The sequence below is a fragment of the Sphingobacteriaceae bacterium genome (assembly GCA_016715905.1).
Lineage (GTDB): Bacteria > Bacteroidota > Bacteroidia > B-17B0 > Aurantibacillaceae > Aurantibacillus.
Window position 1 is genome coordinate 432703 of sequence record JADJXI010000004.1, and the last position, 15304, is coordinate 448006.

General features: G+C 32.8%; 13 protein-coding genes. 3 read left to right on the forward strand and 10 right to left on the reverse strand.

All coding sequences use genetic code 11. From position 1 onward, the window contains the following. Positions 1 to 165: 165 nt before the first annotated feature. On the reverse strand, positions 166 to 939 hold the full coding sequence (locus tag IPM51_06115) for a TIGR02757 family protein (protein ID MBK9283881.1): 774 nt from the start codon (positions 937 to 939) through the stop codon (positions 166 to 168). Beyond that, complete coding sequence (locus IPM51_06120) at positions 936 to 2195, reverse strand: MFS transporter (GenBank protein ID MBK9283882.1); 1260 nt, start codon at positions 2193 to 2195, stop codon at positions 936 to 938. The genes IPM51_06115 and IPM51_06120 overlap by 4 nt, the downstream gene beginning before the upstream one ends. Positions 2196 to 2271: 76 nt before the next feature. On the opposite strand from IPM51_06120, the gene radC reads away from it, so the two are divergent. After that, positions 2272 to 2970 (forward strand): DNA repair protein RadC, encoded by a 699-nt coding sequence (radC, locus tag IPM51_06125; protein MBK9283883.1) that lies wholly within the window; start codon positions 2272 to 2274, stop codon positions 2968 to 2970. Positions 2971 to 3033: 63 nt separating this feature from the next. Then, a complete protein-coding gene (wecB, locus tag IPM51_06130; protein MBK9283884.1) occupies positions 3034 to 4191 on the forward strand; it encodes a UDP-N-acetylglucosamine 2-epimerase (non-hydrolyzing) in 1158 nt (385 codons plus the stop codon). Here wecB and IPM51_06135 read toward each other — a convergent pair. From IPM51_06135 to IPM51_06165, 7 genes are all read right to left on the reverse strand, one after another. Next, positions 4188 to 5264, reverse strand: coding sequence for a lytic transglycosylase domain-containing protein (locus tag IPM51_06135; GenBank protein MBK9283885.1), 1077 nt, complete (start codon positions 5262 to 5264; stop codon positions 4188 to 4190). The genes wecB and IPM51_06135 overlap by 4 nt on opposite strands. Further along, positions 5261 to 6262: an undecaprenyl/decaprenyl-phosphate alpha-N-acetylglucosaminyl 1-phosphate transferase gene (locus tag IPM51_06140; GenBank protein ID MBK9283886.1), complete on the reverse strand. Its 1002-nt coding sequence runs from the start codon at positions 6260 to 6262 to the stop codon at positions 5261 to 5263. Before IPM51_06140 ends, IPM51_06135 begins: the two co-directional genes overlap by 4 nt. A gap of 63 nt (positions 6263 to 6325) precedes the next feature. Beyond that, on the reverse strand, positions 6326 to 6868 hold the full coding sequence (gene rfbC / locus IPM51_06145) for a dTDP-4-dehydrorhamnose 3,5-epimerase (GenBank protein ID MBK9283887.1): 543 nt from the start codon (positions 6866 to 6868) through the stop codon (positions 6326 to 6328). A gap of 5 nt (positions 6869 to 6873) precedes the next feature. Next, positions 6874 to 9300: a polysaccharide biosynthesis tyrosine autokinase gene (locus IPM51_06150; GenBank protein MBK9283888.1), complete on the reverse strand. Its 2427-nt coding sequence runs from the start codon at positions 9298 to 9300 to the stop codon at positions 6874 to 6876. 1 nt (position 9301) lies between these two features. Continuing rightward, on the reverse strand, positions 9302 to 9982 hold the full coding sequence (locus IPM51_06155; protein ID MBK9283889.1) for a polysaccharide biosynthesis/export family protein: 681 nt from the start codon (positions 9980 to 9982) through the stop codon (positions 9302 to 9304). Positions 9983 to 10104: 122 nt separating this feature from the next. Continuing rightward, positions 10105 to 12096, reverse strand: a complete 1992-nt coding sequence (locus IPM51_06160; protein MBK9283890.1) for an HDIG domain-containing protein — start codon at positions 12094 to 12096, stop codon at positions 10105 to 10107. Between the two features lie 76 nt (positions 12097 to 12172). Further along, complete coding sequence (locus tag IPM51_06165; GenBank protein ID MBK9283891.1) at positions 12173 to 12880, reverse strand: SAM-dependent methyltransferase; 708 nt, start codon at positions 12878 to 12880, stop codon at positions 12173 to 12175. A 172-nt stretch (positions 12881 to 13052) separates the two neighbouring features. Here IPM51_06165 and IPM51_06170 point away from each other — a divergent pair, with 172 nt between their 5' ends. Further along, positions 13053 to 13940, forward strand: a complete 888-nt coding sequence (locus tag IPM51_06170) for a glycosyltransferase family 9 protein (protein ID MBK9283892.1) — start codon at positions 13053 to 13055, stop codon at positions 13938 to 13940. On the opposite strand, the gene IPM51_06175 is transcribed toward IPM51_06170, so the two are convergent. After that, entirely contained in the window at positions 13941 to 15284 is a 1344-nt protein-coding gene (locus IPM51_06175; GenBank protein ID MBK9283893.1) for an FAD-dependent monooxygenase, read from the reverse strand. Positions 15285 to 15304 lie beyond the last annotated feature (20 nt).

A 15304-nucleotide genomic window follows, 5' to 3' on the forward strand; every position in this document is an offset into this window, starting at 1 on the left:
TGATTATACCAAAGTTAATTAACTTTCTTACTTCACCATATTTTTGTGATAAAAATTAACCATTTTGTTAGCTGTTTATCTAAATGAAATTAGGTTCTAGTACCAACAAGAATTGATTCTATACCGTTAATCATGATTGTTAGCAAATTATCAGTAAATCCTTATTTATAGAAGTTTTTCTATCCCCATTCCAAATAGCGCAAAGTCGTATTTTACCGGGTCATTCGCGTCGCATTTCCTTAAAAAAGTTGTTAGCTCGGTCACCGACTTCCAATCATTTTGTGTTCTTGCTAAAATGCCCAAACGCCGGCTAATATTACCGGTATGTATATCCAGGGGTAAACATAATTCTGCCGGTTTAATAGTTTTCCATATACCGAAGTCAACTTTTCTCATGTCATTTCTTACCATCCACCTTAAGTACATGCAAATTCTTTTAGCGCTTGAGTTTTTTAGTGGATCTGATATGTGTTTTTCAAGTCTGTTTGGATGGTTAATTTTTAAAAACAGATTTCTAAAATGATGAATTCGATCAGCTAATCCCGTTTCATTCAATACTGCAAATGCGCCCTCTAATCCTTGATGTTTGAGGTATAAATTTTTTAATGATTTAATGAAAAACTCAAAATCCCGGGCATTAAAAGTTCGGTGAACAAATCCATTCAAATTTGATAAATCTTTTTTAGTATGATTCAATACAAAATGATAAGGGTCATTGTCCATCCGCTGCATCATGCTTTTAGCGTTAGTCAAAATTGCCTTTCTATTTCCCCATGAAATGGTAGCCGTTAAAAAACCTGCAATTTCTATATCCTCTTTTTTACTGAAAAGATGAGGAATGCTGATAGGATCATTTTCAATAAAATCGGGATGATTAAATCGATTATGCTGATGATCTAATAAATCTTTAATTTCTGAAAATCGAAGTTCACTTTTCATAATTCAGATAAATCGAGTTTTTTCAATTCAGGATTTAAACGGTTAACACCCAGCACAACACCAATAGTTAATACACCCCCCAATACAATAGAAGGAATTAAGCCAATTAATTTAGCGCTTGCCCCACTTTCAAAAGCACCTATTTCATTACTACTGCCAATAAAAATGCTGTTAATAGCACTTACTCTTCCCCGCATATGATCAGGGGTACTTAATTGAAGAATAGAATGCCGAACAACCACACTCACATTATCAAAGGCTCCGGTTAATGCCAGGCAGGTAAAAGCAATCCAGTAGTTTACACTTAAGCCAAACAATATGGTAAATAATCCAAATGCAAAAACCGACCATAACATGGCCAAGCCTGCTTTTTTAGCCGGGGGAATAAATACCATTATTAAAGCCATTATAACAGCACCAATAGCAGGCGCAGTTCTTAATAAACCGTAGGCTTCGGGTCCCAAATGCAAAACTTTATCCGTAAATGCCGGTATAATGGCAACGGCCCCACCAAATAAAACGGCAAATAAATCAAGTGATAATGCACTAAATACCATTTTGTTTTTTAATACAAAACGTAAACCCACTTTCATGCTATCCATAACCGATTCTTTTGCATTTTGATTGCTGGGTATGCCTTTATTCTTAATGAGGTAAATTAATATAAACGTAATGGCAAACAATACCACTTCAATACCATGACATAAATTCGCATTAAACTTATCATTTATCGAATATAAAATACCGGCTATTACAGGACCCAAGATTGAACCAATGTGCCAACCTGTGCTGTTCCAGGTAGCTGAATGCGTATATAGAGAACGAGGCACGATTTGACTCATAAATGCGGGCATAGTTGACGCTAAAAAGGAGCGTACAATTCCGAAAATAAAAACGATTACAAAAAGGGTACTCATACCAAAAGAACGGAGAAACTTAAAAGAAGAATCACTATTTAAAAAAAGAACAACGGCGCCCAATAAAAGAAAAAATATAGCAGCCAGAATAATTCTTTTCCGTGCAATTTTATCAGCCAAATAACCGCTAAAAAAAGAAGATAAAATAAAAGGAAGGGCCTCTGCCAAACCAATTAATCCCAGGGCTAATTCTTCTTTGGTGTATTCATAATAAATTTGAAGGCTAATGGTAGCAAATTGCATTTGAATGGCCAGCGTAAGAATAAAACGTGCAAAAACGAATAATCTGAACTCGGGTATTTTTAAAATTTGTAGCGATTCAGCTTTGAAAAAGGACATAAGCAAAGATATGGTTTTTACTAATTTGCTCTAATTTGTAGCAATCAATTTTAAACTTGGCCCGTACTTTTGTGTAATGAATGCATTGGAACAAAGAATAACACTAAAGTTTTTGGCTGAGGCCGATAGACCCAGGGAAAAAATGGCCAATAAAGGCAGGGCTTATTTGAGCGATGCTGAATTGCTAGCCATACTTTTAGGTTCGGGAAATAAAAAAGAAACAGCAGTACAACTTGCTCAGCGTATTTTAAGTGATCAGGAAAATAACATCAATAAACTGGCCAAATTAGATATTAATGCGCTCAAGAAATACAATGGAGTAGGCGAAGCCAAGGCTATACATATTGTTGCCGCTTTTGAATTGGGTAGGAGAAGGATTGGACTTGATACAGATCCTATTCAAAAAATTCAGTCCAGTAAAAATGCCTATGATATTTTGAAAAAGTATTTGAGTGATTTACCTCATGAAGAATTTTATGTTTTGTATTTAAATAGAGCCAATCAAATAATAAAAGAAGAATCGATTAGTAAAGGCGGGGTTAGCGGAACAGTAGTAGATATTAAAATAATATGTAAAAAAGCGCTTGAATTATATGCAACCGGCATTATTATGGCACATAATCATCCAAGTGGCCAACTTCAACCTAGTAGTGAAGATAAGCATATCACCAAAAAGATTAAGGAGGCATTAACTTTATTTGAAATTCAATTATTGGATCATTTAATAATAGGCGATCAAAATTACTTAAGTTTTAACGATGAAGGAATACTTTAATGTATTCACATTATTTTTAAAAAGTAATTTGGAAAACAACAAGATTTTAACGTCATTCGCTCAATGATTAAGATAATAACGGTAATAGGAGCCCGACCACAAATTATAAAAGCCGCGGCATTAAGCAGAGCCATTTCAAATAAATTTAAATCTGAAATCGAGGAAATCATTGTTCACACCGGGCAACATTACGATGCCAATATGAGTGGTGTTTTTTTTGATGAACTCAATATCCCTAAACCTCATTATAATTTAAATACCGGTAGCGGAAGTCATGGCGTACAAACCGCTGCCATGATTGTTGGAATAGAGGAAATATTAGTAAAAGAAAAACCACAAGCTATTGTTCTTTATGGTGATACTAATTCTACCTTGGCCGGAGCAATTGCTGCCAGTAAAATTCACATTCCTATTATACATATTGAAGCCGGATTGCGATCGTTTAATAAAGCGATGCCTGAAGAAATAAATCGCATCATGTGTGATCATGCCAGTACATTGCTTTTTTCTCCTACAAAAACCGGATTCGCTAATTTATTAAAAGAAGGTTTTCGGGATAATAATAAAGCACCTTATAATTCTGATAATCCTAAAATATATCATTGCGGCGATGTGATGTATGATAATAGTTTATTTTTTTCGGCAATTGCTGAAGAAAAAACATCAATTTTAAATACACTGCAATTAGAAAATGGAAAATTTGTGTTGGCCACCATACATAGAAATAACAATACAGATGACCCTACACGATTAACAGCCATTTTTAAGGCTTTAAATCGTATTGCCGTTGAAAATAAAATTAAAGTTGTTTTGCCTTTACATCCGCGTACTTCAAAATTACTGAATCAAAATCTGGAAGCTGAGTTATTAAACGAAGTTAAAAATAATGGATTATTGCATATCACTGAGCCGGCCAGTTTTTTAGAAATGATTGCCTTAGAAAAAAATTGTAAAATGGTGATTACCGATAGTGGGGGAGTGCAAAAGGAAGCGTTTTATTTTGAAAAACCATGTATAATTCTTAGGCCGGAAACTGAATGGGTTGAACTTGTGGAATGCGGAACAGCCGTTATTGCAGATGCGAATGAGAAAAAAATTGTTGCTGCTTATCAAAATTTTTTAAATGCAAACAATTTAGATTTTCCAAAATTGTATGGCGATGGACATGCTGCTGAATTTATTTGCGCTCAAATTGTCGAAAATTTCAAATCAAAAATTTAATGCTCGATTTGCAAAGAGTCTGTAATATTTAGGCTTTCAGGAATTGAATCTTCTTCCTGAGTTTTAGCATCGTAGTTTAAACGTCCATCTTCTCCATATAAATCTCTTAAATAAGAAGAATAGTCGCGCTTTTCGTTTTTTGGTACTCGAATAATATATAATTTTTGGTCAGGGTTTGGTAGCGCATCTGATAAAATCCACGGATTAAATAATTTGATTACTGTATTATTTACCCGAATATGCTTTGATAAGGAAGATATACTTTGAACAGAGGAATCTATTTTAATTTGTTTTAACTCCATTAGAGACAAATATTTCCATTTTTTTAGTTTAATATCAAAGTGTTTAGGACTTGAAAACAAAGTTTTATAAGCAAGTATTCTATAAACAAAACTACCGGTTTCATTATTAAGTAATAGCTGATAATAACTTTCAGCGTTTTGAACTTTTAAAGCTTTTTGTATTCCCCCAATTCCTCGGTTATAGGCGGCGGCGGCTAATGTCCAGTTATTAAAAACTTTGTGTGCTTCTTTTATCAGCTTACAGGCTGCTTCGGTTGATTTTTCCACATGATATCTTTCATCAATGTATTCATTCACTTCTAATCCATATTTTCGGGCAGTGGAAGGTATCAATTGCCAAAATCCGGCAGCACCGGCCGGCGATTTTATATTGGATAAATGACTCTCAATGAAAGCTACATATTTAAAATCGTCAGGCACTCCATTTTTTTTCAAAATGGGTTCAATATAAGGAAACCATTTTTGAGCTTTCAGAAATAGTGCACGCGAATTGGTTTTCCAATATTTATCGGTAAAAAATTCCTTTTCCAGACTTTTGCTTATGGCAAAATTATTGGAAGGTATTTTTTCACCACAAAAATCCAAATGTGTGGGTATATTCATGCCGAGAACACTAAAATTATTATTTGAATACGATAAGTTATTTACTGATGAAGGAGAAATAAAGCTTCGGAAAATAATATAAGCTATCGAAAAAATCAGAAAGAAAAGTATAATTAGTTTTCCTAAAGTAAGATTATTAAAAAACTTAAATATACTATGGCGTATCATTTCTCCCGCTTAATCACTGTATTCAAATACAAAGTTATAAAAACGAGTAAAGCAAATGAAAAACCAATATACATTAATGTAGTTGAAAATGATATGATTAGTCTGTAAGCAATAAAAACTCCTATACTTGAAATGAGAAAATACAAAATGGCGATTCTTTTCTCGGTTATTCCCTTAAAAAATAAGTGATGTGTGGTATGATCTTTACCACCTACAAAAGGTGAATTCCCGGCTTTAAGTCTATTTATAATCACGGTAATAGTGTCTACTAAAGGAATTAAAAAAACAAGCGCAACTATTAAAAAATTTAGTATAGTATGATTAAAATTAAAGTCAGATTGGAGGTCTGTATTCCAGCAATTATCAATTCCCATACAAGCTAAAAATAAGCCTAAAAATTGGCTACCCGTATCACCCATAAACATTTTGGAAGGATGAAAATTATAAATCAAAAAACCACATAAGGCTCCAAGTAAGCCAATACTTAAAATGCTTGCATAACTTTTAGTTTGCATTAAAGTAATGTTCAGTAAAATAGTGAATAAGCAAATACATATAGACACGATGGTAGATATGCCATCCATATTGTCGAGCATGTTTATTGAATTCATAAATCCAACAACCCATAATACAGTTAGTATATAATTTAAAAAATCGTTTTGAAATATACCGATGGAATGACCGGTGGCGATTAGAACAAATCCACAAATTACTTGTGTTAAGAATTTTAATAATGGTTGAGTATTAAAGGCATCATCGGCTAAACCCATAACAAAGGCGAGTGTGCCGGCAATTAAAATTCCGCTTAGTCTCAAATTAATTGTATTTGATTTTTCGGATATAAAAATGGTTACAATAAAAGCGAAAAGAAAAATTACATAAAATGAAATTCCGCCAAGGGCAGGTTTAGAATTGGGGTTCCATCGAACCTGTTGTTGCTCTTTGCCACGAATTCCCAATGTTTGAACAAACTTGAGCAGAATGTAATTAATAATCATGGAAAAAATAAAGCACAGAAAAAAGAATGAAGTAAGTATAAATGAAAAATTAAAATTCATCACTTAAAAGTTACTTTTAAAATCGCTGAATTTTTCTCCTGTTAGATCTTTATCTGAAAGTTTTGGATTAGAAACTCTCCAATCAATATTTAAATCAGGATCATTCCAAAGAATGCAACCTTCAGAATCTTTATTGTAAATGTTGGTGCACTTATAAGAGAAAATGGTGTTATCTCGGAGTGTGGCAAAACCATGAGCAAAACCGGGTGGAATATAAAACATGGTTTTATTTTCTTCAGTTAATTCTACAGCATGCCATTGACCATAGGTGGGAGAGTTTTTACGAATATCAACAGCAACATCAAGTACAGCGCCTGTTATTACACGAACTAATTTTCCCTGCGCATGTGGTGGATTCTGAAAATGTAAACCTCTTAATACACCTTTTTGTGATAAAGACTGATTATCCTGCACAAATTTTAAATCTAATTGGTGCGCTTTAAATACACTTTCATTATAACTTTCAAAAAAATAACCTCTTTCATCGGCAAACACTTTGGGTTGAATGATGATTAGATCATTTATTTTTGTTTTAATAACCTCCATGTAGTTTAACTTTTCTTTTTCGACTTTCTTTTAAAATCTTCTTCATCCGTATAATATCCTCCGCCATATCCTCCTCCATAGCCATAACCATATCCATAACCATAGTTATAGCTATAAATTTTTCTGCTTATATCCACATCATTTAATACCACGCTCAAATTTTTTATTTTACTTTCATTTTTCAGCTTATCTAGTATTTGAGTAAACATTTTTTTAGAATATCCTGCACGAAATACATAAATCGGGAAATCAGCTTTTTGAATAGTAACAATACCATCAGTTACCAAGCCAATAGGAGCATTATCAATTACAATGTAATCAAACTCTTTTTTTAAGTACTCAATTACTTCATTCAGTTTGCTACTCATAATTAATTCGGAAGGATTTGGAGGCGAAGGACCCGCCGTAATAAATTTCAAATTTTCCATTGGACTTAAGTTATAACACTCTTCAATAGAAGAGGTATTGGTTAAAATGGTACTCATGCCAATATTGTTGGTTACACCAAATCCTTTATGAATTTTTGGTTTCCGCATATCCAAATCAATAATGATTACCTTTTTTCCGGTAAAGGCCAATATACCGGCAATATTTATGGCCACAAAGGTTTTACCTTCTCCACTGATAGTTGATGTGATAGAAATGATTTTAGATCCCGCAGTATTACTTATAAAACCTAAATTGGTTCGAATGGTACGGAAAGCTTCACTGATTAAGGCTTTCGGATTTTTATCTACAATTAACTGAGACACCGGGATATTATTTGGATACTTTGGAACTATACCTAACAAAGCAACATTACCGGATGAATATTTGGTAATATCTGAAAGCGTATAAATTTTATCATGAAATATATAACGAATAAACAGCAACGCAGCACTTAGTAATAAACCGGATAAAAAAGAAATAAGAATTGTATTTCTAGTGCTTGGAGAAATTTTCACTCCATTACCCTGTGCTTTTTCTAATATTACGTTTTTACTAACGGCACTGGCTTTTGAAATAGAGTATTCTGTTTTTTTCTCTAAAAGTAAAGTATAATACTTTTCATTAATGCTATATAAACGAGTTAATCTGGAAAATTCCACTTCATCTTCAGGATTTTGGTTGAATTTTGATTTATAAGAACTTGATTTTTCAAGTAAATTTTTATACTTGGTTCTGTATTTTATTTTTACAGAGTTTAAGCTTTCAATTAACAACTTACGTTGATTCTCTATTTGATAGTTGATTTGTTCAATTTGCTTTGAATTTGGAGTTACACTGTAAAGCATATTTTCTTTTTCAAGCAATAACTTTTGGATAGATTGAGTAATTTCCTTAATTAAATCTTCATATTCTGTTCCTGAAATCAATGAAATTAATTCATAAATATCTATGCTCTTTTTAGCATTGATTTTATTTTGTATTTCCTCAATTATTTTTTCATCTAATTCAATTTGAAGTAATTGATCCTCTAATTTGCTGTACCTGGCTAACTCAGAATTTAATATAGTTTCCTTTCCGCCAATATTTTTCTCCTTTCGAAACTTCTGTAGATCACTCTCTGTTAATCTTAATTCATTATACACATTACCCAGTTGACTTTCGATGAAATCTAAAATCTTACGTGAACTTTCACTTTTTCGTGTTATATCATAAGTAAGATATTCTTCAATCACTGCGTTTACAATATCTGAACTTTTAGTTGGGTTAAAATCTTTAACCCTAATCATTAATGTTTTTGCGTACTCATTAGTAATTTTTATTTCGAGTTTAGATGCTATTTGAGCTGTAACAACATCAATATCAGAAAGTGTGAAATAAAGCCCTTTATTTTCTTCTAAAGTGGCAAAAATTTCCGACTCCGACATTTCAGGATTCAAATAAATATTGATATCAAATTCCTCTAATTTAAGCCATTTATTAAATTCAAATTTTTCAATTCTGTTACCAAAGTTAAGTGCACCGCCTTTTAAATCTTTATTAATTTGAACCACAATTTTATTCCCATAAATTCCTTTGTTCTTAACGTTAACTTTTAACTTGTAAGGAGAATTGTTATATAAATCGTTGCTTTTAAAGGTACCTTGACTAAAATAATTTACAGAAATATCTAAATTTTCAACAACATAGTTCTTTAAAAAAATTTTAGATTTCAACTGCTCAACAGCCTCTGCCAATACATTAGTACCTTGATCTATATTATTCAATCGGAGTAAATTGTCTTTACTGGCATCGGCAATTTGAATAATAGCTCTAGATTCATACACAATATTACTATAGCGTAAGTACAAATAGCCACAGATAAAGGAAGCCACAAAAAAGCAAATGATCCAAAATCTACTTTTGTGAAATAAATAAACAAGTATGCCAATATCAAAATTGCTATTAAGCCTTTCTGTTATATCCTTCAGCTGATTATTATTACTCGAAACCTGCGGGTTATACATTTTATCTCAATTTGGAGAATTGATAAAGAATTAAAAAACTGGTTATGATGGATATTAATGGGGCTAATTCAGTAGCAAATGTTTTAAGCGCGCGGTATCGGGGCTCAACATAAATGATGTCATTGGCCTGAACCTTCGTATTGGCCACTTTTAAACCTTCTATTTTAGATAAATCAGCCAGGTAAACCAATGGCTTTTGCTGTGGGTCAATATTTTTTCGAATTAATTTAGCTTTATAGGCTTTTCCATCTTCCGGTATCCCTCCGGCTTGAGCAATTACCTCTAAAAGCGTTGTGCTGTTATTAGATAAGGTGATAACTTTTGCAGCCCCGCTATTTCCCGGAAATACGATGACACGCTTGTTTATTACCCTTAACGTTACAAAGGGTTTAACGTAATATTCTGAATATTTTTCTTCCATTAATTTTTCAGCTTCATTAATGGTTAAACCTTCAACCGGTAATCTGCCGATTAATGGCATTTTTATCATTCCATCGCTTTCTACGGTAACATCAATATCCGATCTGAAGGCATTTGAGGTACTGGCTAAGTCGATTAATTTAAATCCGTCGTTAGTAAATACTCTGTATAATATCGCATCATTAGCTGCTATTTTATAATCTAACTGTCCTATAGAATCATTCAATTGATCATATGTATAATCTCTTGGGGTTTTGAGCATTAAATTAGACTTAAATAATTTACAAGACGAAAAAGCTAGTAAAAATAAAGTAAGGATATAAATTTGGCGCATAGCTATGATATACAAATATAACTTATTCAGGCTAAAAATAAAAATCAAGGCTATACGGGGTATTCAATACGCACATGGTAAATATTCATTAGTCGTTGCTTGAAGATTTTTTTAATTAAAGTGATGTCCTTAAAGGTAATGTCTGAATTAATAAGCTGATTTTGGGCTATTTTAGCGTCAATAATCTGGTCTACCAAATCATTGATGGTTAACGCGTCAGTAATTTTAAGACTTCTTGAAGAAGCCTCCACGGCATCGGCTAGCATAAGTACAGCAGTTTCTTTACTAAATGGAATAGGGCCCGGATACCTAAACAATTTATCTTCCTGTTCACTTATTTTTCGGTCTTTTTTATAAATATTTAAAAAGTAGGCTGTACTTGTTGTACCGTGATGGGTTCGAATAAAATCGATGATTTGTTCGGGAAGCTTATGTTTTTTAGCTAATTCAACACCCTTTATTACATGTTCGATTATAATTTTAGCGCTTTCTTGAGGCTGCATTTCCATATGCGGACTGTAACCGCCTAATTGATTTTCGGTAAAATATTTCGGATTAAATAATTTGCCGATGTCATGATACATAGCTCCTGTTCTAACCAGCAATGAGTTACCTCCTATGTAGTAAATAACCTCTTCCGCCAAATTCGCCACCTGTAAACTATGTTGAAAAGTACCCGGAACATCCTGTGACAATCTTCTTAATAAAGGTTGGTTTAAATCCGACAATTCAAGTAATTTAAAATCGGAAATGAAGCCAAAAACTTTTTCACTCAAATATATAAGAGGAAAGGCCATAAGTACCAATGATGAACTAATTACAAATGGCAAATAAGCACTCAATTTAGTAACGAAACCTTCATTTCCATTGAATTTTTGATAACTGAAAAATACCAGAAAATAAATGACCAGTGTAACAACACCCGACATAAAAATTTGCTGCCTTTTTCTCATTTCTGCAACAGCAAACAAGGTGCCAATACCCGCAGTTAATTGAAGTAGGATAAACTCCAATTTATCCGCCATAAAAAAACTAACCATTAAAACTGTAATTAAATGGGTGAATAAAGCGGTGCGACTATCAAAAAATACGCGAACCAAAATAGGAATCAAACAATAAGGAAGAGCATACATGATTAAGCCCAAATTGAAAAATACAGAAGTAGTTAGTGTGGCACATACCACAAGAAAAAATAAAAAGAAAACTTCTTTGTTTTGACCAAAAACCGATTGCCTGAAAAAGGCGAGATAAAAAAGAAGAAGAATTAAGAGTACAGAAAATAAAATAACAGCACTTACTGTTTTGCCCAATGATCTTTTACTCTCAGAATTAATTTCTTTGTAATAAGAATTCACTAATTGCCTTTTATATTTTGTTAATGCTTCTCCTTTTTTCACCAAAAGATCTCCCGGTTTAATTACATGCTCGTAAATGGAAACAGACTTCACTTTTTCATCTAAATACCTTTCCGTTTTTTCCTTATCAAAATAATAAGTAATTGTTAGAAAAGGAAGAATATCACTTTCGTTAACTTCCGTTTGATTGTCACTTTCCAGTTTATATTTAATAAACTTTCTCACAGAATCTATAGTAAATACATTTTGGAAGTCGGTAACCCTCGAATAACCATCTCTCGAATTAACCAAGATAATTTTTTTATGTTTATCAAAACCTAGATCCTCAATTATTTCTGAGTAATGAATAGAGTCTATAATTTGAACAATGTACTCTTTGTACTTATTAGATAAATTAGCGAGTTCTTTTGTTTTTAAATTATATTCTTCTTTATTCTCAGTAAAAAAGATAGGAGCTTCGCTTTTTAATTCTACGATCTCTTTTTTCAATTTAGTAGGATCTTTAGGTATAAGTAATGATTTTTCGGCAATTAAATCCTGATAAACCCATAAGGGGTCAAATTCATCCACTAAATGGCCTTTGACTTCAGAAGTTGGTTGTAAAAATGCAATTATAATAGCACTAATGAATACAATGAATAGTTTTAAAATTAAATTGTGTTTAGCTCTTAAGTATTCAAAAATCATTCATACAAAGTAAATGTATGCGTTAGGAAAAATGGCCCGGCTTTAAGTATATTGTTAACAATGTCGGTTTGATAGATTAAAAGATGCCGAAAATGGCCGGAATTTTATGGAATTCAGGTTCACTCATCTTTTTCCAATCCGCTACAGAAGCACTTTTGTTCAACGATTTTTTACCGGTTAAATTAATGCCAACGTATAATTTTGTATCACCTGTTAAATTTTTGAGCAAAAACTCAAATAACTGTTTGTTCCTGTAAGGTGTTTCAATAAAATATTGCGCCTGTTTTTCTTTTTTACATAAACGCTCCAATTCTTGTACCCTCTTTTTTAAAGCATTATTCTCACGGGGAAGATACCCCACAAAAGCAAAATTCTGACCATTAAATCCACTTGACATAACAGCAAACAAAACCGAACTTGGACCAGTTAATGGGATTACTTCAATTTGATGATGATGTGCCATTTCCAGAATAGGTGCACCGGGGTCGGCCACGCCAGGCACCCCTGCGTCACTCATTAACCCTAAATCATCACCTTCAAGTAAAGGTTTAATTAACCCTTGTAATTCATTTATAGGTGTATGTTGATTTAGTTCATAAATTTGAGCCTGATCAATGGCGGGGTAACCAAAAATTTTAAGGTGTTTTCTGCATGTTTTTGCGTTTTCGGAAATAAAATACTGTAAAGTATTTACAATAGTATGATTTAATTCGGGCAGGTGCTGAAGGCCTTCTTCTTCACTAATGGGTACCGGTATTAAATACAATTTACCTCGCTTATTCACGTTGTAATATTAATAATTAATTCTTTATCGTTGCTTATTCGTGTCGGTTGAAAATACTAAAATGTATATTTGCTTCTGATTATTTTGAAAATTGGTTGACTATAAAAATATTTTAATCATTCAAACAGCATTTATTGGTGATGTAATTCTTTCCACTTCATTAGTGGAAAAAATGCACGCTAAATTTCCAACTGCTAAAATCAGCATATTGGTTCGAAAAGGGAACGAAACACTTTTTAATGCTCATCCATTTTTGAACGAGGTAATTGTGTGGGATAAATCTAATAACAAGTATTCCAATTTATTCAAGATTTGTACAGCGATAAGAAAAAAGGCCTTTGATTGTGTAATTAATTGCCATCGCTTTGCCAGTTCTGGTTTTTTAACTGCATTTTCAGGTGCTAAACATAAGGCAGGGTATAAGCAAACTCCTTTTTCATATTTATTCAATACAACTATTAAACATGTGATAGGAAATGGGAGGCACGAAATTGAGCGTTATAATGATTTGGTATATGATTTTGCGGCAGGTAATCCATTTCTCCCAAAATTATATCCCAGTGATAAAGATTTTTTTAATATTAAAAACTTTATAGATAACGAATTTGTTTGCATTTTTCCCGCTTCTGTTTGGTTTACAAAACAATTACCGGAATCAAAATGGATTGAACTCGTAAATAATTTTTCAAAAACAGAGAAAGTGTATATACTTGGCGCAAAAAATGATTTTGCAATGGGAGAAAATATTAAAAATAAGTGTTCTCAATATCCCGTAATCAATTTATGTGGTCAGTTAAGTTTACTTGAATCTGCTGCATTAATGAAAAGTGCTAAAATGAATTATGTAAACGATAGCGCTCCCTTACACTTGGCTTCGGCTTTGGGTGCAAAAGTTACAGCCTATTTTTGTTCAACTGTACCTGAATTTGGATTTGGTCCACTAAGCGATAACGCAATAATAAAAGAGGTCAAGAATTTATCTTGTCGTCCCTGCGGATTACACGGACATCAAACTTGTCCTAAAGGTCATTTCAAATGTGGAATTGAGATGGCGGTATGATTAAAGAAAGGAAAGTATTTTTTCTTCAACCTCCGTGCTATCCCACTTTTTTTCGATTTCCGGTAAAGCCATTATCTTATCCATTATTGCTTGTTGCTTAAAGCCTTCTTTTTGTGCATCACTATATCGGATATGAGGGCTATAAGTAACCATGCTGTATAAGGGAATCCATTTATCCGGGTACTTTTCTGAGAATTTAGCTTCAATTTTTTTCTGTAAAAGGAAAATCGGATCTCCGGTTTTATCACGCATTTCCACAAAATTGGCAATGGCCAAATCGGCAATAGCATCTGCATCCGGTTTTCTCAATTCTTCATATTTAGGCATAATCTTAGTCCAGTCTTCTTTATAAACATCAATCAACTGATTAAGAACAACGCAATCTTCAAATCCGCAATTCATGCCTTGTCCGTAAAAAGGCACAACCGCATGCGCTGCATCTCCAATCAATGCTGTTTTGTTGTTAAAGGTCCAAGGAAAACATTTTACGGTAACTAAAGAAGAAACCGGATTGATGAAAAAATCATCCAGCAAAGTTGGCATCAAAGGTACAGCATCCGGAAATTCTTCATCAAAGAATTTTTTTACATCATCTTTGGTTTTTAATTTATCGAATGATTTTTCACCATGAAATGGAAGAAATAAGGTACAGGTAAAATCACCATCTAAGTTTGGAAGTGCAATCATCATAAAACTGCCTCTGGGCCAAATATGCAAAGCATTTTTTTCTAATAAAAATTTACCGCCTTTTCCGGGCGGAATAATTAATTCTTTATAACCCGCTTCAATATAATGTTGTTTATACTCGAAACGATCTGTGCCTAATTGCATATTTAATCGAGTGGCTGAAAATGCACCGTCGGCTCCGAAAATTAAATCCGGATTCACATAATCTATTTCTTTGGTTTCAATATCTTCAAAAGTTGCGCTTAGATTCACTAAATCTACATGATTACATTTTTTGCTAAAATGAATTTTTACATTTTCTTGTTTTTCCGCTAAATCCATCAATCGCATATTTATTTCTGCTCTTGATACTGAATAAATGGCTTGTTCTTTTTTACCGTAAGGTTGAAATGCTGTAGTGCTATCCTTATGGTGAATAAATCTGCCGTACATCGGAATTGCAATTTTTTTAATATCATCAGCTATTCCTACACCTTCAAGGCCTTTCCATCCTCGGTCGCTTAGCGCAAGATTAATTGATTTTCCTGCACTCATAATCACTTTACGCATATCATTTCTTCGCTCGTAAATATTTACCTTATAACCTCTTTTGGCTAAGTAAATGGATAGTAAAGATCCTACTAGTCCTGCTCCTACAATTGTGACATTTTTGCCCATTTGAATACGTTTTTATTAGA